20 protein-coding genes are annotated in these 15050 nt (G+C 70.5%); 16 read left to right on the top strand and 4 right to left on the bottom strand.

From position 1 onward, the window contains the following. The first annotated feature begins 42 nt into the window (after nt 1-42). The 4 genes from AB0B14_RS24430 to AB0B14_RS24415 all read left to right on the top strand — a co-directional run bounded on the left by AB0B14_RS24430 (nt 43) and on the right by AB0B14_RS24415 (nt 3588). A complete protein-coding gene (locus AB0B14_RS24430; RefSeq protein ID WP_357524351.1) occupies nt 43-1491 on the top strand; it encodes a Fic family protein in 1449 nt (482 codons plus the stop codon). Nucleotides 1492-1674: 183 nt separating this feature from the next. After that, nucleotides 1675-2316 (top strand): TMEM175 family protein, encoded by a 642-nt coding sequence (locus AB0B14_RS24425; protein ID WP_357063330.1) that lies wholly within the window; start codon nt 1675-1677, stop codon nt 2314-2316. Between the two features lie 12 nt (nt 2317-2328). Then, on the top strand, nt 2329-2880 hold the full coding sequence (locus tag AB0B14_RS24420; protein ID WP_357063328.1) for a hypothetical protein: 552 nt from the start codon (nt 2329-2331) through the stop codon (nt 2878-2880). Between the two features lie 138 nt (nt 2881-3018). Further along, the gene (locus AB0B14_RS24415) at nt 3019-3588 is read left to right on the top strand and encodes a peroxidase (protein WP_357524349.1); all 570 of its coding nucleotides are present in this window, start codon (nt 3019-3021) and stop codon (nt 3586-3588) included. Here the strand turns inward: AB0B14_RS24415 and AB0B14_RS24410 are convergent. Further along, the gene (locus AB0B14_RS24410) at nt 3585-3899 is read right to left on the bottom strand and encodes a hypothetical protein (RefSeq protein WP_357524347.1); all 315 of its coding nucleotides are present in this window, start codon (nt 3897-3899) and stop codon (nt 3585-3587) included. The genes AB0B14_RS24415 and AB0B14_RS24410 overlap by 4 nt on opposite strands. Nucleotides 3900-3923: 24 nt before the next feature. Here AB0B14_RS24410 and AB0B14_RS24405 point away from each other — a divergent pair, with 24 nt between their 5' ends. After that, nucleotides 3924-4112, top strand: a complete 189-nt coding sequence (locus AB0B14_RS24405; RefSeq protein ID WP_357524345.1) for a hypothetical protein — start codon at nt 3924-3926, stop codon at nt 4110-4112. 52 nt (nt 4113-4164) lie between these two features. On the opposite strand, the gene AB0B14_RS24400 is transcribed toward AB0B14_RS24405, so the two are convergent. Then, nucleotides 4165-4446, bottom strand: coding sequence for a hypothetical protein (locus AB0B14_RS24400; protein ID WP_357524436.1), 282 nt, complete (start codon nt 4444-4446; stop codon nt 4165-4167). After that, nucleotides 4440-4733 carry a cell division protein DivIVA gene (locus AB0B14_RS24395; protein WP_357524343.1) on the bottom strand — a complete coding sequence of 98 codons (294 nt, stop codon included), beginning with the start codon at nt 4731-4733 and terminating at the stop codon, nt 4440-4442. Before AB0B14_RS24395 ends, AB0B14_RS24400 begins: the two co-directional genes overlap by 7 nt. A gap of 315 nt (nt 4734-5048) precedes the next feature. On the opposite strand from AB0B14_RS24395, the gene AB0B14_RS24390 reads away from it, so the two are divergent. From AB0B14_RS24390 to AB0B14_RS24380, 3 genes are all read left to right on the top strand, one after another. Continuing rightward, nucleotides 5049-5288, top strand: a complete 240-nt coding sequence (locus tag AB0B14_RS24390; protein WP_357524341.1) for a winged helix-turn-helix domain-containing protein — start codon at nt 5049-5051, stop codon at nt 5286-5288. A gap of 296 nt (nt 5289-5584) precedes the next feature. Then, nucleotides 5585-6517 carry an HNH endonuclease gene (locus AB0B14_RS24385; protein ID WP_357524339.1) on the top strand — a complete coding sequence of 311 codons (933 nt, stop codon included), beginning with the start codon at nt 5585-5587 and terminating at the stop codon, nt 6515-6517. Between the two features lie 135 nt (nt 6518-6652). Continuing rightward, the gene (locus tag AB0B14_RS24380) at nt 6653-7603 is read left to right on the top strand and encodes a DUF559 domain-containing protein (RefSeq protein WP_357524337.1); all 951 of its coding nucleotides are present in this window, start codon (nt 6653-6655) and stop codon (nt 7601-7603) included. 56 nt (nt 7604-7659) lie between these two features. On the opposite strand, the gene AB0B14_RS24375 is transcribed toward AB0B14_RS24380, so the two are convergent. Continuing rightward, nucleotides 7660-8028: a hypothetical protein gene (locus tag AB0B14_RS24375; RefSeq protein WP_357524335.1), complete on the bottom strand. Its 369-nt coding sequence runs from the start codon at nt 8026-8028 to the stop codon at nt 7660-7662. A gap of 212 nt (nt 8029-8240) precedes the next feature. On the opposite strand from AB0B14_RS24375, the gene mptB reads away from it, so the two are divergent. The 8 genes from mptB to AB0B14_RS24335 all read left to right on the top strand — a co-directional run bounded on the left by mptB (nt 8241) and on the right by AB0B14_RS24335 (nt 15050). Next, nucleotides 8241-9644: a polyprenol phosphomannose-dependent alpha 1,6 mannosyltransferase MptB gene (mptB, locus tag AB0B14_RS24370; protein WP_357524333.1), complete on the top strand. Its 1404-nt coding sequence runs from the start codon at nt 8241-8243 to the stop codon at nt 9642-9644. Then, nucleotides 9641-10870 carry a glycosyltransferase 87 family protein gene (locus AB0B14_RS24365; protein WP_357063309.1) on the top strand — a complete coding sequence of 410 codons (1230 nt, stop codon included), beginning with the start codon at nt 9641-9643 and terminating at the stop codon, nt 10868-10870. The genes mptB and AB0B14_RS24365 overlap by 4 nt, the downstream gene beginning before the upstream one ends. A 53-nt stretch (nt 10871-10923) precedes the next feature. Then, nucleotides 10924-11373, top strand: a complete 450-nt coding sequence (locus AB0B14_RS24360) for a ribonuclease domain-containing protein (RefSeq protein ID WP_357524331.1) — start codon at nt 10924-10926, stop codon at nt 11371-11373. A gap of 127 nt (nt 11374-11500) precedes the next feature. Then, nucleotides 11501-11869 carry a barstar family protein gene (locus AB0B14_RS24355; protein WP_357524329.1) on the top strand — a complete coding sequence of 123 codons (369 nt, stop codon included), beginning with the start codon at nt 11501-11503 and terminating at the stop codon, nt 11867-11869. Nucleotides 11870-12153: 284 nt separating this feature from the next. Continuing rightward, entirely contained in the window at nt 12154-13095 is a 942-nt protein-coding gene (locus AB0B14_RS24350; protein WP_357524327.1) for a hypothetical protein, read from the top strand. Between the two features lie 40 nt (nt 13096-13135). After that, nucleotides 13136-14305 carry a hypothetical protein gene (locus tag AB0B14_RS24345; protein ID WP_357524325.1) on the top strand — a complete coding sequence of 390 codons (1170 nt, stop codon included), beginning with the start codon at nt 13136-13138 and terminating at the stop codon, nt 14303-14305. Between the two features lie 17 nt (nt 14306-14322). Then, the gene (locus AB0B14_RS24340) at nt 14323-14751 is read left to right on the top strand and encodes a hypothetical protein (protein ID WP_030489675.1); all 429 of its coding nucleotides are present in this window, start codon (nt 14323-14325) and stop codon (nt 14749-14751) included. A gap of 44 nt (nt 14752-14795) precedes the next feature. Then, nucleotides 14796-15050, top strand: a complete 255-nt coding sequence (locus AB0B14_RS24335) for a hypothetical protein (protein ID WP_357524323.1) — start codon at nt 14796-14798, stop codon at nt 15048-15050.

The raw sequence follows: 15050 nt of genomic DNA, 5'->3' as shown, positions 1-15050 counted from the left end.
CGGCGGATAGCGGCGCGACGCCCGGTGGCAGGATAACCGTCGATGACGGCTGACGAAACGTGGAAGCGAATCTCCCCGCACTCGCTCACCTGGCCGGAGGTCGACCCCGCGCGACACCCGTTCGACCCGACCGACGTGCTCGATGTGGTGCGTGGCCTCGGGCCTCCGGTGCCACCGACGCCGCGTTGGGAAGGGTCTGTGTCCATCGGCCGCAGCGATGCCGAGCGGTGGCGGGAGACGGTGAGTCACGCCCTCGTCGACCACTACGGACGGTGGGCCAGCGGCTGGTGTTGGTCCCAGGGCGAGGGCGACTACGACGGTGGTCCGGGCACCGAATGGTGCTGCGTGTCCCACTCGATCAGCTCACCGGAGGAGACCCTGACCCTCGTCGCCGGCTCGCTGGTCCAGTGGCGAGCCTGGCTGGAGGATCTGGCCGAACGCTTCGACCGTTTCCTGCCACTGCCCGATCCCGACGAATCACCCGATGCCCTCGTCGTGGCCTGGGAAGTCGCGGTCGCCCAGCTCGTGAACCTGACCGTGGGCCGGACAAGCAGCGACAGCGGCTGGTACGGCCACTGCAAGCAGGTCCTCTCCTGGTTTCTCGTCGCAGCCGGTCTGCCCGAGGACCGCCACTCGACCCTGATCGACGACGCCATCGGCGGACGATTCCGCAGCTGGGTGCAGCCGTCTGCCGCCGATGTCGCCGATGTCGCGGAGCGCCTGGCACAGCAGCTGGTCGCGCAGTCCGGCGTCGACCTGTCCCCTTCCTCCGTCCACGCCACCGACGAGTGGCCCGACACCTGGCCGCAGGGTTGGCCATCGTCACGGACTGCCACGCGGCCGACGCGAGGTCGAGACGAGCGCAGCCCCGAGGGTAGGCGCCCCGACGACCTGGAGACGTGGCAGGCCGTTCGTGCCCGGGTCGACTGGGGCACCGCGTCCGAGCCCGTGTCCGGCCCCGTCGGTACGGGCGAGGACGCCATCGCCGAGCACGCGGCCAACCGTCCGACGGACGGCCCACAGCTTGCCGCCGCGGTCGACCAGGCGGGGTGGGCGGCGGCTGCGGGTGGACCGCTCACCTTCGCCCTGCTCGCGCAGTGGCAGGGCACGCTACTCGGTGTGCCGGAGCCCGCGTTCCGCGATGGCCCGGCCTGGGCCAAGGGCGGCCGTGAACGCTACTACTGGCATGCCGACCTTCCCCGCCGGTTCGAGGCGTGCCTGCTCGAGGCGACGGAGGACGACCTGCCCCTGCCCTCCCGAGCCGCGCGGGTCTATCTCGACGTGGCGTTCTTCCACCCGTTCGACGACGGCAACGCCCGCTCGGCCATGCTGGCGCTCTACTACGTGCTCGCCCGGGAAGGCGTGACACTCGACCGCGCAGCCCCTCTGCTGAAGACCGTCCGACAGGCGCACGACACGTACGGCGCCGCCGGGCTCGCGAAACTCGTCGAACTGCTGATCCGAGGCACGCGGAAACGGATGCGGCCCTGACCGTCCGGCGAACGGCTCACGGCAGACGAGTGTCGTTGAGCGCGCCGTGCTTCGGCCCTGCCCTCCAGATGTAAGGCGGTGTCCGGTCGCGGGAGGCAACTGCGGGCTTGTCACCGACAACTGGATCGGATCGTCCTCGATCGCATCGTGCGGGGCGAAAACGGCATATAGCATGATTGGTGCATGAACGCCCAGAGGGGTACGTCACCACTGACCCGTCAGCCGGGTCGGCTGGTGTCCTTCAGTGACGGTGTCTTCGCCATCGCCGTGACGCTGCTCGTCCTGGAGATCCAACCGCCACCGGACTTCGGGCACCTTCTGCGGGGCCTCGGGGCACTGTGGTCGTCGTACCTGGCCTACGCGCTGAGCTTCCTGCTCATCGGGCAGGTGTGGGTCAACCACCACGTCATGTTCGACCGCGTCCGACACGTCGACCGGGGAATCCTCTTCCTCAACACGCTGCTCCTGATGGTCATCGCGTTCCTGCCGTTCTCCACGTCCCTCCTCGCCGGCGCTCTCCGCGCGGAGCAGGGCCTGCGCATCGCGGTCCTCGTCTACGGCAGCACCCTGTGGATGGCAGCGGCCCTGTTCAACGTCATCTGGTTCTACCTCCGCCGCGCCACACTGCTGGACTCCAGCCTCGGCGCCTTCGGCGTCCGGGCCATCGGCCGCCGATTCGCGCTCGCGCTGATCTGGATCGGTTCCGGCATCCTCGTCGGCGCGTTCGTGCCGATCGCGGGCGTCGCCATCATCGCCGGATTCCTCCCCGCCTACTACCTACCCATCCGCGGCGAGTACGGCGAGACCAGTCAGGCGGCGAGATGACAGGCTCAGCACATGGATAGCGTTCTGACGCAGTTGCCCGCCCTGCTCGGCGTGCTGGTCGGCACCATCGGCACGATGGTCGCCACGGCGGTGACGGAGCGGGGCCGATGGCGACGTAACCAGGGGGTCCGCTGGGACGAGCGGCGGCTGGACGCGTACGCCGATTTTACCCGTGCGGTGAAGGAGATCCACCTGGTCTCCCTGGGGATGCTGAGCGGTCACCGCCCCGGCTCCCGTACCCCCGCCCTGGACCGCGAGGACGGGATGGCCCGGCTGGCCGAGGCGGACCTGCGTCATACCCTGACCTGGGAGGCAGTCCTGCTGCTCGGTGACGCGGCCACGGTACGGGCAGCCTCCACCTGGCGCTCCGCCGTGCGGAGGCTGGAGCAGGCGGCGCGGAGCCTGCCGGACCCACCGGCCGACCTGGCCGCCATGATCCGTCAGGCCGACGAAGGCCGCGACGACTTCTACCAGGCCGCCCGCGGCGGCCTCGGCGTACGCGGCGGGACCGTCGAGCAGTTTCGGCGTCCCGCCGAGGGACGGATCCCGGCGGCGCGCAACTGAGCACGGCAAGCCCCACCAGCGCGGCGACCGGCTGCTGGTGGCGCTGGAGGTCAGCGAGGACGACGCCGGCTGATTTCCCGACAGCGTCCGCAGTCCCCAACGGCGTACCGTCCGTGGCCAAGCATGGGGAGGAGTCGGATGAGTTACCTGCAGCAGGCAGAGCAGTCGCCGGACACCGAGCGGATGTTCGACACCGACACGAAGGCGATGGGCTACCTGCCCAACTACACCAGGTTGTTCGCGCACAGCCCGGCGGCGTACCTGGCATGGCAGCAGCTCAACGGTGCGGTGAAGGCAGAGATGGAGCTGCGCCGCTATGAGTTGGTGACCCTCGCCGCCGCCCGGGCCCTGAAATCCTCCTACTGCGGCCTGGCACACGGAAAGGTCCTCCGCGACAGGTTCTTCGATGCGCCGACCGTCGCCGCCATCGCCTCGGATCACGGCAGCGCGGGTCTCTCCGCGCAGGAGGTCGCAGTCGTCAACTTCGCCGGGAAGGTCGCGGCAGACGCGAACTCCGTCACCGAGGCCGACGTCGTGGGTCTGCGTGGTCACGGTCTCGACGACACGGATGTCTTCCGCGTGATCCTCGCCGTTGGCGCCAGATGCTTCTTCAGCACCGTCCTCAGTGCTTCCGGGGCTGAGCCCGATCCGCAGTACAACGAGAGCCTGGACGTGGGTCTGCGGCAGGCGCTGAGCTTCGGCGGTTAGACCCAAGAGAACGCACCTACGAGGCTGTCCCAGGGCCAGCGCTTGTCGGCATCGGGACTGCAGATCGTTTCGGCCACGTCCACCAGAAATCCGACACCATCAATGGAGGCAGGCGCAAGTCCCTCGACCTCGCCCGTCTGGACCTTGCTAACAAGACCATCGGTATCCTCACCGACGCGGCGAAGCGGGCCGTCCAGGATGCGTTGTCGAATCACCTCACGTCCCGCATCCCACAGCCGGTGAAGGACGCCGTCGCCGGCATCGTTGTCGACAAGGTGTGGGCGGCCCTGACGCGGCTGGTCGACGCTCACTTTCCCCTCCTGGGTGCCGACACCGTGCGCGTCCTGCGGATGTTGGCCGTGTTCGCCTGCCCGTCAGTCGAACGGCACCGGGACGTCTACCAACACGCCGTCGTACCGCTCATGGGTGACGCTCGAGGGCTCGTCGCGGAGGAGGTCAAGGCGCAGGTGGTCACCCTGTTCGAGGCGTGGTGGCAGCGGAAGGGCCCAGCAACTGCCTCCTGACAACCTCTGTGAAGCGTCGGTGAGTGGCCGCGAAGCACATGGATGGTGTCGGTCAAGGAGCGACTCGGGGTCGAAGGCCCCGCCCGCCTCGATTCGGTGGAGCGAGCACGGGAGCGGGGCGGAGTCCGGCGAGTTGGACGAAGATCTCCCGTCTGGCGGTCGCGTCGCCTCGGCGGTTGATGACATAGCCGGTCAGCCAGATCCACCCCTGGTAGGTCGGCTGGTCGGACACTGAGCCGACGCGGAAGGTCAGGGCGCGCTCACCGGCGAACTGCACCGATGCTTGGCCGTCGATGACGAGCAGGTCGCCGGGGGAGGGCCGCGCGGTCACCAGTGGCCGGAGTTCGGGTGGTGCTCCTGGGTTGGCTGACACTCCCGCGCGTGCATGGTCTGCCAGTCGCGCAGCGCCCGCCTGATCCGGTCGTTCTCCTGGCTGAGCAGCCGTACCGTCTCGTTGAGCATGGCCAGCTCGTCGGCCACCCGGGCCTGGAACTCGCGTACCTCATCGTGGTCGACGCCGCGCCGGCGCGCGGCGAACGCGCGGGTCCGCACCTCGTGCGGCGTCAACCGGGACGGGAAGCCGGCGGGGTAGGGGTGGCCACCTCGATACACCTGAGCCACGACGGTCCTCTCTGAGGGCAGGCGGGAGCGCGGAAAGTCCCTGCGGTGGGTATGGAAGGGCGGGCCGTCCGCGCGGGGGCCGCGGGCGACCCGCCCGCTCCGCCGCCGCAGCCCCATTCAGCGGTACGACAGCAGAGCAGTCCGGTGTTGGGTCGGGACGGGCACACGCACCCGCCCCGACCAGGGGATGAGCCGAACTCGTTGCCACGCGAGGACCGACTCGGAATCAACATAGCTAGATATGTCAGATGAGTCAACGTTGCTTGTTAGGCGCGTCGCGGTGTGATCAAATCGGATTGCCACGCGAGGAGTGCCATGCGAGAAGTGCCGGACTACTGGCGCATCGCCGACGATGTGATCGCCGACGTCAGCTCGAAGAAGTTGAAGCCGGGGGAGAAGCTGCCCTCAATCGCTGAACTGCGTGTTCGCTATGACGTCAGCCATGGGACCGTGCAAATGGCCTACGCGCGGCTGGAAGCGCTACGCGTGATCCGGCGGCAGCAGGGCAAGGGCGTCTTCGTGACCGATCCGGAGACCTGGATGCGTGAGCCGTAGGTCGTGACTCGACGGCCAAGACGGCAGGTCTTCTGCGGAGGTCTGGGCAGCGCCGAATCGGCTGAGCCGGTCGAGTTGAACCATGACCGCGCCGCCCCCGCCCAACCTTCCGATCCCGCCCGTGCCCCAGATGACAAACGGTGAATTGGCCGACCTGGCGTCGAGCCGAGACCCGTACCGGGGAGGGCACTTTCGATGTGGTCGATCGACGCCGACCTTCGAATCTGATGAGCCCGGTCATCGGATGACCGATCAGATGGTGGCCTTTAGATCCACTGTGGCGCAGCCTGTTCGGTATGAAGGCCTTCGTGGGTGTGACGGACGAGAGATGGTACCGCTTCCTCGCGGTGCGCCCCGGGCTGAACGAGGTCAACTTCTGGCGGCCATCCGGTGGCACCTTCCGCGCTCTCACGCCGGGGGAGCCCTTCCTCTTCAAGGCTCACTTTCCGCTGAACCGGGTGGTGGGCGGCGGCTTCTTCAGCGGCTTCACCCAGCTTCGGATCTCGGAGGCGTGGGAACTCTTCGGTGAGGCCAACGGCGCTGCGAGCATCGACGAGATGCGCCACAGCGTCGGGCGGTACCGCAAGCAGCCGATCGGCACCGAGGAGGATCCCACGATCGGCTGCGTCTTCGTCCGTGACGTGACCTTCTTCCCCGACGAAGCAAGCGCCGACCCGCCTCCCGGGTTCGCGCCGAACATCGTGCAGGGCAAGTCCTACAACCTGGCCGATGCTGATTCGTCGGCGTACTTCGACCTGCTGATCCACCGATTGATCGGGACCACGGCGGAGGTAGACCTGAGCGGGCCGTGGCATCGTCCTGGCCCGGTCTACGGCGATCCGCGACTGGTGCCCCAACGGCTCGGACAACAATCCTTCAAGGCGGTCGTCCTGGGAGCCTACGGCCGGCGCTGCGCCATCACCGGCAACAAGGTTCAGCCGGTGCTACAGGCCGCGCACATCCGTCCGCTCCCTCTGGGTGGCGAGCACCGGCTGGACAATGGCCTCCTGCTCAAATCCGACGTACACATTCTCTTCGATCGCGGCTACCTGGGCGTTGATCCAAAGCATCGTCTCATGGTCAGTCCTCGGCTTCGGAGCGAGTTCGGCAACGGCGACCAGTTCTATGCCAAGGCGGGTGAGCAGATCGCTCTGCCGGAGCGCCGCGATGATCGGCCACGTGCCGAGTTCCTGGAATGGCACCTCGACACCGTCTACAAGGCAGCTTGAACGGCAGCGCTGGCTGCCGCGGGTCTGGCCGGGTGCGGATACCACATTTGAGTGCGCCCCGGACCGCTGTCCACAGGTGCCTCCGCTGTCCACAGCGGCCCCCGACGGGACAGTGCTCGGGGGCAGGGTGGACGCGTGGACCCGAGGCTGCACGCTCTGCTCGTACGCCATCGCGGCGTGGTCACCCGACAGGACATGCTGCGCGAGGCGCCGGCCTGGATGATCCAGGCCGCCGGGCGTGCGGGTCGGTTGATTCCGGTGCTGCCCGGGATCTACGTCGACGTCGAGCTGATCCACGACCGGGACGCCGACCTGCCGGTGCTGGCCCGTGTCGAGCCCGAGTTGGCCCGCCGCGCGGCGCTGGCGTATGGCGGTGGGCGAGCGGCGCTCAGTCGCCTCAGCGCCCTCGACGTGTGGGGCCTGCGCCGACAGCCATCCGGGGAGCCGGTCCATCTCGACCTGCCGAGAGGGTCAGGCCTGCGGAATCGGCCACACCTCGTGGTACGCCATCGCACCGACTTCGCGATCGCACCGCCGCAGGTGGTGACTCGGACGGGAATGCCGGTTACCCGGCTGGACCGGACGCTGGTGGACTGTTGGCCGCTGCTCCAACCGGTCGACCGATCGGGTCCGCTCATCCGTGCGGTCAACGACCGGCTGACCACCCCGCAGCGCCTCGTCGCCGCACTTGCCGAGGTGCCGAGGATCAACGACCGCGGGACGTTGCGAAGTCTGCTCGACCGGCTCGCCGCCGGATGCCGCAGCCCGCTGGAGATATGGGGCCACGACCACGTCTTTACCGGCCCGGGAATGCCGACGTTCACCCGGCAGGCACAGGTGCGGGTCGGGGCCCGAACCATCTATCTCGACATGTTCGCCGAGGCCGAGCGGGTCGACATCGAGCTGGACGGCGCCACCAGCCATGGCGATCCGGCCGAGCGGGAGATTGACCTCCGTCGCGACGCTCTTCTGGCGACCATCGGGATCCTCGTCGTCCGGTTCACGCATCGCCGGCTCATGGCAGATCCGGTTCAGGTGCGCCGGGAAACCCTCGCCATCCTCGCCGCCCGCTCCTGTTCCGCATGATCAGGTGATGAAAAGTAGGTCTCAGAGGCGCTCCAGACCTACTTTTCATCACCTGATCATGAAATGGGGCGGGCGGGCGCAGGGCGGGGCGGGGGAGTCGGGGGAGGGTGAGGAGTTTCGACGTGCGGCTGGAGCGCCGGCATGATCCGTTCGTCGAGGCGGACGGCGACGTCGGGGCGGCAGGTGAGCATGATGTCGCCCCGCTGGTAGTGCCACAGTGGGTCCTCGGCGAGCGCCTGCTGCAACGCCACCTCCAGATCTCCGGCCCGGTGCGGCGGCAGGTCCCGGGCGGCGTCCGCGGCGAGCCGGGTCAGTCGCTGGATCGCGGTGGGCTGGAAGTACTGCACGTACGAGCTCAGCACCTCGGCCCGCAGGCTCACCGGTGACGACCACGAGAACGTGGCGCGGACGTAGAACGAGTACACGTACCCGCGTGCCGGGACCGCGATCAGCCGGGGCGCGTCGCGTTGTTCGACGAGGGGCCCGGATGGAGTCGGCGCGGCAGCGGAGGTTTCACGCTAACAACCAGTGATCGATATGCCCGCCGTCACGCCGTCAGCCGGTACGACATCGCGACGTCGCTTGCTGATCGTTCGGGCGTCGTGTGCCGGTCAGCGGTGAACGACATCCTGCCCGGGTGCGCACACTGCCGACCGTCGTCGCGTACCGGCTGCTCGGGGGAGCCGGTGCCACGCTGCTGTCCTGCGCCGGCCTGGCCGCCGGCGCGTTGCCCGTCGGCGCGCACGCCGCCTGGTGGAGCGCCCTGCGGCAGCTCGCGGCGCCGGGATTGCTGTGCGGGTACGCCGGCCTGACCCTGCTCGTCGTCGCCTGGTGGTGGGCGGGCCGGCACCCGCACGCATCCGACGAGGTCGTCGACCGGCGATCCGCCGCGCTCACCCTGGCCTGCTGGGCGGGACCGTTGCTGGTGGCGCCGCCGCTGTTCAGCCGGGACGCGTACAGCTACCTGGCGCAGGGCGCGATGGTCCTCGCCGACATCGACGTGTACCGGCACGGGGTGGCCCAGTTGGGCGGTGCGTTGGCCGGTGAGGTGCCGCAGATGTGGCAGCAGACCCCCGCGCCCTACGGGCCGGTGTTCCTCGCGGTGGCGGCCGTGGTCACTGCGGCGACCGGCGGCAAGCTGGTGCTCGGGGTGCTCGGGCTGCGCCTGGTGGCGTTGGCCGGGGTGGCGCTGCTGGTGGCGTATCTGCCCCGGTTGGCCCGGCCCTGCGGCGTCGACCCGGCCGCCGCGCTCTGGCTGGGCGTGCTCAACCCGCTCGTACCGTTGCACCTCATCGCGGGAGCGCACAACGAGGCGGTGATGCTGGGGCTGCTGGTGGCCGGGCTGAGTCTTGCCTTCGAGCACCGCTACGGCGCGGCCACCGTGCTGGTCACCCTCGCCGCGCTGGTCAAGGTGCCGGCGGTGGTCGGGCTGCTGGTGGTCGTCTCGCTCGCCGCGCGCCACCGCGGGCTGCCGACCTCGGTGGCCCGCACCGCCGGGTTCGCGCTGGGCACCGCCGCCGTGGTCACCTGGGCCACCGGCATCGGGTACGGGTGGGTAGGCGCACTCGGCACCCCGATGTACCGACACAGTTGGTCGATCTCCAGTGCGCTGGGTCGGGTGGCGTCGCGCGCGGCCGGGCGCTTCGGTCTGCACCTGGGCGACGCCCCGATGCGGCTGTGCCTGGCGCTGGGCGTGGCCGCCGCGTTGGCGGTGGCGGTCGGCGTGTGGTGGCATCGGCGTCGGCTCGGCCCGGCGTACGCGCTGGGGTTGGTGCTGGCGGCGGCGGCGCTGCTCGGCCCGGCGACCCGTCCCTGGTACGCGCTCTGGGGTCTGGTGCTGATCGCGGCGGCGGCGCACGGGCGGGCCCGGCCGGCGGCGGCGCTGGGCGCGGTGGTGCTCGCGTTCGCGGCGCTGCCCAGTGGCTTCGGACCGGACGTGGCGCAGGCGGTGCTGGCCGCCACCGGGGTGCTGGTGGGGTTGCTCGCGGTCGGTTCGCTGCGCCTGCTGGTGCCGCCCGCCCCGGTGGAGGTGGCCCGATGAACGCGGGCCGGCGGCGCGTGGGGACGGTACTCGCCCTGGTCGCCGTGCTCGCGGTGGCGATCGCGGTGCTGCCCGGGCATCGGGGCTGGTTCGACGTCGGTGTCTACCACGGCGCGGTCGGGCACTGGATGCGCGGCGGCGACCTGTACGAGTGGACCACGCCGAACGGGTACGGCTTCACCTACCCACCGTTCGCCGCGGTCAGCATGGTGCCGATGGCCGCGCTGGCCTGGTACCCGACGATCGTGGCGAACCTGCTGCTCACCGCGTTGGCCGTCGCCTTCCTGCTGCATCTGCTTGTGGACCCGTTGGCCCGGCGGCACGGGTGGACCCGCTGGTACGCGCTCGCGCTGGCCTGCTGCCTGCTGGCCGGGCTCAACCCGGTGCGGGACACGGTCAGCTTCGGGCAGGTCAACCTGTTGCTGGTGGCGCTGGTCTACCTGGACCTGTGGTTGTTGGAGCGGGGCGGTCGGCTGGCCGGTGTCGGGGTTGGGCTGGCCGCCGCGGTCAAGCTCACCCCGGCGGTCTTCATCGGGTATCTGCTGGTCACCGGGCGTTGGCGGGCCGCCGCCACGGCCGCCGGCACGGCCGTCGGGGCGACGATGGTCGCGGCGGCGCTCGCCCCGGACGCCACCCGGACGTTCTTCACCGAGGCGCTGTGGGACACCGATCGGGTCGGTGTGTTGGCGTACGTGTCGAACCAGTCACTGCTCGGCCTGGTCGCCCGGCTCGACCCGGAGCGCCCGGACCGGCGGCTGTGGCTGCTGCTTGTCGTCGCCGTGCTGGCGGTGTGGGCGGTACGGGTACGCCGGGCCGTGCGCGAGGGCGACGACAGGGCCGGTTTCGCGCTGACCGGCGTCGCCGCGTGCCTGGTCAGCCCGGTCACCTGGGTGCATCACCTGGTGTGGTTGGTGCCGGGGCTGGTGGTGCTCGCCGCGTCCACGCCGCCGTGGCCGCCGGTCGACGCGACGGCCCGCCGTCGGGTGCGGGCCGGTGTCGTCGGCTACGTCGTGCTGTGCAGTGGGCTGGTCTGGGTCTTCGCCAACGGGTCGGCCGGGCCGTGGGGGTTCGTGGGCGCCAACTCGTACGTCTGGGTCAGCGTCGGCATGCTCGGGCTGCTCCCGATCGGGCGTGCCGCGACAGATGATCATCCGGGATTCACCGAGCATTGTGGAGTAGTTGGAGCGCCCAGGGGTGTTGCCACCGACCGGCAGCGGCGAGACTGAGTCCGGTCCGACAATCACGCGGATCGATGAACTGGATGGTCTGGAGGCAGCCTGTGTCCACCCTCGTGTCCCCGCTGGCCACGCTCGGCGCGATCCGCCGGCGTACCACCACCCTCGCCCTGCTCCTCACCATGGTCGCCGCCGCGCTTGTCGGCCCGTCCGTGGTCTCTCCCCGGTTGACCGACTCGGCCTCGGCGGCGGTCTACAGCTCCTGCACCATGAGCCGCTGCGCGGACGCTCGCACCGCCCGCTCGGGCTGGTCGGCCAAGGGGTTCCCGACCAGCCGCGGCTGGTACTCCTGGAGCGGTGGGAAGTTCAATTTCGCCGGCGGGCAGTTCTACAACTACGAGGGTCAACTGCCCACCAACGCGACCTACTACGAGTACGACGTCTACCCGCGCACCCAGGGCGCCGCCCGGGACGCGTACCGGATCGTCGTGAACCGCAGCACCGGGGTCACCTGGTTCTCGCCCAACCACTACACCGACTTCTACCGACTCTGACCGACCTGGGGCCGGCCGGTCGCGGTCGGTCGGCCCCGCCGCGGCGGCGGCACCCCGGTCGGATGTCGACCCGGCCCGGATGTCGACCCGGCCCGGATGTCGACCCGGTCGAATCAGGAGGCACGTGATGACCGATGACGAGGGTCGGCTGCCCGCGTGGCTGATCGTGTGCCGCGACGACGCCGTCGAGCTGCCCGATTCGGTGGTGCTGGCCGGAGCGGCAACCCGGACCAGGGCCGGGCTGTTCGCCGCGCTCGCCACCACGCTGGCTCTGCCGGCGTACCTGGGGGACACCTGGGACGCTCTCTCCGACGTGCTTCGCGACCGGCTCGCCGCCGGCCCGCTCACGCTGCTGATCAATGACGCGGGTCAGTTGCTCGCCGACGAGCCGGCCGATCAGTACGCCCTGCTTCTTACCGTGCTCGGCAACCTCGCCACCAGCGCCCCGCATCCCCTCCGTCTCGTCCTGCACGAAGCGTCGCCTGCTGACCGTTAGCCGGGGGCGGAGGCGCGTGCTCGGATGAGCGTGATGACTGTGCGGCATCAAGATGACTGTGCGGCATCACGCTCATGAGTGATACCGGGCCGGGGCCGGGCCGCGCCGGCCCCGGCGAGGGCGTTCTAGGGCGGCGGGGAGCTGTGTGGGTGCTCAGTTCCCGACAGTCCTGGCACGGGCCGGGCCCGGTGACGGTGGCGGTGACGCTCGGGTGACGGGTCCTCCGCGATCCTCGTGCCGAGCCGGGCAGGGTGCACCGGCACGCGCAACGGGGAGGCCGTGCGGTGGACTTCGTCGACGGGGTGCTGGTGCGGTTGGCCGATCCGGGCACCCGTGCCGCGCTGTTCGACGACGCGTCGCTGGCGCACCTGGTCGAGGCCGCCTACGACACCGAGGCGATGCCTGTCGCGCCGCCGTACGCGGCGGTCTTCGACGAGCTGACCCTCGGCTTCGCCGCCGCACCCGTCACCCTGGCCGAGGGGGAGTGGCTGGCCTCCGGCGGCACCATCCGCACCGAGCTGCGGGTACGCCTGCACGGGCTCGGCGGGGAGGCGCTGCGCATCGACGCGTTGTGGCGGGGCAGCCTGGTGGTGCGCACCAGCGCCGCCCGGGACCGGGTCGAGGACCTCGACGTGGCGGTGCCCGCCTTCGACGTCGACCCGCAGATCGTCGCCGACCTGGGTGCGTTGCCGGCCGACCCGGCACAACTGGAGACCGAACGCCGCAGCCGGCTGGTGGCCCGACTGCGGGCCGGACTGCACCAACCGGCCGCGTTCACCGACGCGCACCTGGACCGGCTGCTCGCGGGGGTCGGCGCCGCGAACGCCGGTGATCTGGTGACGCGGATGCGGGGGCAGGCCGCCGGCGCCACCGTGCGGCTGCGCTACGCCGCGCCGTCGGCCGCCCCGCCCATCCCGCGCCCACTGCCGTTCGCCGCCGCCGTGCTGGTCCGCGACCAGGGCTTCTCCCTGGCCGACCTGCTCGTCGAGACGCGCCTGGTGCGGGCCCGCGCCGAGGAGTTGGGGCTGGACGTGCCGGCGCCGGACGACGTTCGGCGCCGACATCGGGTGGTCGCCGTCTGGGTGGTCCCCATCGAGACCTTCGACGACGACGGCTGGCCCGGCGGCGACACCGGCACCGCCGCACAGAAGCGGGCCGCCCGGTTCGCACGGGCCGGCCAGTGGCTCGCCCGCAGCGGCATCGGACTGGCCGCCGTGACGACCTGAGACACCCAGACCGCAGCAGCAACTTCGTCCGGGAGGACCCGTGGCACCGACAGCAGCATTCCCGTTCATCGAGGTCCGGATCGTGCCGCCTCCGGCGCCGCTGGCCCAGCGCTCACCGGGCGTCATCGCCGTGGTGGGCAAGGCGCCGGCCACGGCCGACGGCGGTTCCGCGCCGGCGAACACGCCGGTGCGGATCGAGACCCTGGACGACGCGGTCACCAACTTCGCCCGTCGGCAGGCCGGCAACGTGGTCCGCAACGCCCTCTACAACTCCCTGGAGTTGGCGTTCCTGCAGGACCCGCGCCCGGCCAAGGTGTACGGGGTCAAGGTGGCCGGCGACGACTACGCCGCCGCGCTCGGCGGTCTGGAGGCCGCCGACGACGTGACGATGGTGTCGCTGGCCAACGAGTCGACAGTGGGCAACCCGGCCGGCGCGGGGGCGCCCACCGGGCTGCACGCGCTCAAGGCGCACGTGGAGACGATGTCGGCGGCCGGCCTGCGGCGGCTCGGCTTCGCGATGGTCAACCCGGCCACCGAGAAGGGCCCCACCTACGTCGCGGACATCACCACCGCCGCGAACCCGCTCAAGAGCAGCACCAGCCGAATGGTGATGATCGCCGCCCGGGGCGCGGACGGCGATGCCGCCACCGCCGCGATGGCCGCCGTGGCCGGTTTGCCGGTGCACCACAGCATCGTGCTCAAGAAGATCCGTGGGGTGGCCATTCCGGTGGCCAAGCAGTACAGCCCGGCCGAGATCAAGGGCCTCTCCGAGGCCAATCTCACGCCGATCATCGACCCGACGCTGATCACCGGGGAGAGCCTGCACTTCGCCGACGGGCGGCTGTTCACCTCCGACGCGAGTCTGCTGCACGTCGACCTGGCACGCATCCTCGACCACGCCGAGCACCTGCTGCGCGCCGGCCTGATCGGCCTGGTCGGTGACGCCCGGATCACCAAGCCGGGGATGACGCTGCTGAAGACCCAGGTGGACGGGATCCTCGGCCCCCTGAAGCGGCAGGCGGTGATCGACGACTACCGCGTCGAGATCCCGGTGCTGGACATCCTCACCATCCCCGAGGTCGGGCGCACCGCCACCGACACCTCGATCGTCACCGCCGCCCGGGCCGACCGCACGGTCGACCTGGTCGTCACCGTCACGTACGGCCCGGCCGTGAGCCGCCTGCTGGTCACGCTCGTGGCCAAGTTCTGACCCGGAGGAACCAGACCATGGAGTGGAAGACCCGCCTCGCGGTGCAGTACACCAAGGGCACCGAGACGGTGCTGATCAGCCCCATCGACTCGTTCAGCCCGTCCTTCTCGCTCAACGTGGAGGCGCTGCACTCGTGCGAGGTGACCCACCTGGGTGTCATCCACGCGCCGGTGTCGATGAACTTCACGATGACCGTCAAGGCGATCGGGGACGTCGCCGGCCGGCTCACCAAGCTGGCCCTCGACGGCGAGCTGTTCGACATCGCGCTGTTGGAGCACACCGGCGACGACTGGTCGTTCTCGTCCTTCGTCCTGCGGGACTGCCTGATCACCAGTGCCACCCCGACCACCGCCACCATCTCCGGCGCGCCGGCGGCGACCTTCAGCGGTTTCAGCCTGGCCGCCTCGGTCGACCCGAAGACCGGCGACCCGTCCGTGCTGCCCTGACCGGGCCGGACGACAACCCGCAAACGATCAACCGGAGGTAGCAGATGGCGACCGGTGCTGGCCGCGCGGCCCGGGTCACCCGTACCGGGCTGGCCCTGGTGCACGCGGGTGAGCTGGTGCTGCCGGCGGCCGGCAGCGAGGCGCAGGCCGAGCAGGTGGCCGAGGACGACCGCGCGGTCATCGCGTACCACTTCCCGGTGGAGATCGAGGTGGTCGTGGCCGGCGGCGCCCTCGACGCCGACGCGCTCGCCGACCTCGCGCTGGCCCGCCTCGCCGAGCACCTGGACGGGCGGTTCTGA

This window comes from Micromonospora sp. NPDC049171 (assembly GCF_040648275.1).
GTDB lineage: Bacteria > Actinomycetota > Actinomycetes > Mycobacteriales > Micromonosporaceae > Micromonospora.
This window is presented reverse-complemented; position numbering and strand designations above follow the sequence as displayed.

What these genes read in the sequence shown, in the direction of transcription:
- AB0B14_RS24390 (WP_357524341.1), top strand. Translation starts at nt 5,049, where the DNA reads ATGCGAGAAGTGCCGGACTACTGGCGCATCGCCGACGATGTGATCGCC.
- AB0B14_RS24365 (WP_357063309.1), top strand. Translation starts at nt 9,641, where the DNA reads ATGAACGCGGGCCGGCGGCGCGTGGGGACGGTACTCGCCCTGGTCGCC.
- AB0B14_RS24355 (WP_357524329.1), top strand. Translation starts at nt 11,501, where the DNA reads ATGACCGATGACGAGGGTCGGCTGCCCGCGTGGCTGATCGTGTGCCGC.
- AB0B14_RS24425 (WP_357063330.1), top strand. Translation starts at nt 1,675, where the DNA reads ATGAACGCCCAGAGGGGTACGTCACCACTGACCCGTCAGCCGGGTCGG.
- AB0B14_RS24420 (WP_357063328.1), top strand. Translation starts at nt 2,329, where the DNA reads ATGGATAGCGTTCTGACGCAGTTGCCCGCCCTGCTCGGCGTGCTGGTC.
- AB0B14_RS24340 (WP_030489675.1), top strand. Translation starts at nt 14,323, where the DNA reads ATGGAGTGGAAGACCCGCCTCGCGGTGCAGTACACCAAGGGCACCGAG.
- AB0B14_RS24335 (WP_357524323.1), top strand. Translation starts at nt 14,796, where the DNA reads ATGGCGACCGGTGCTGGCCGCGCGGCCCGGGTCACCCGTACCGGGCTG.
- AB0B14_RS24385 (WP_357524339.1), top strand. Translation starts at nt 5,585, where the DNA reads ATGAAGGCCTTCGTGGGTGTGACGGACGAGAGATGGTACCGCTTCCTC.
- AB0B14_RS24415 (WP_357524349.1), top strand. Translation starts at nt 3,019, where the DNA reads ATGAGTTACCTGCAGCAGGCAGAGCAGTCGCCGGACACCGAGCGGATG.
- AB0B14_RS24430 (WP_357524351.1), top strand. Translation starts at nt 43, where the DNA reads ATGACGGCTGACGAAACGTGGAAGCGAATCTCCCCGCACTCGCTCACC.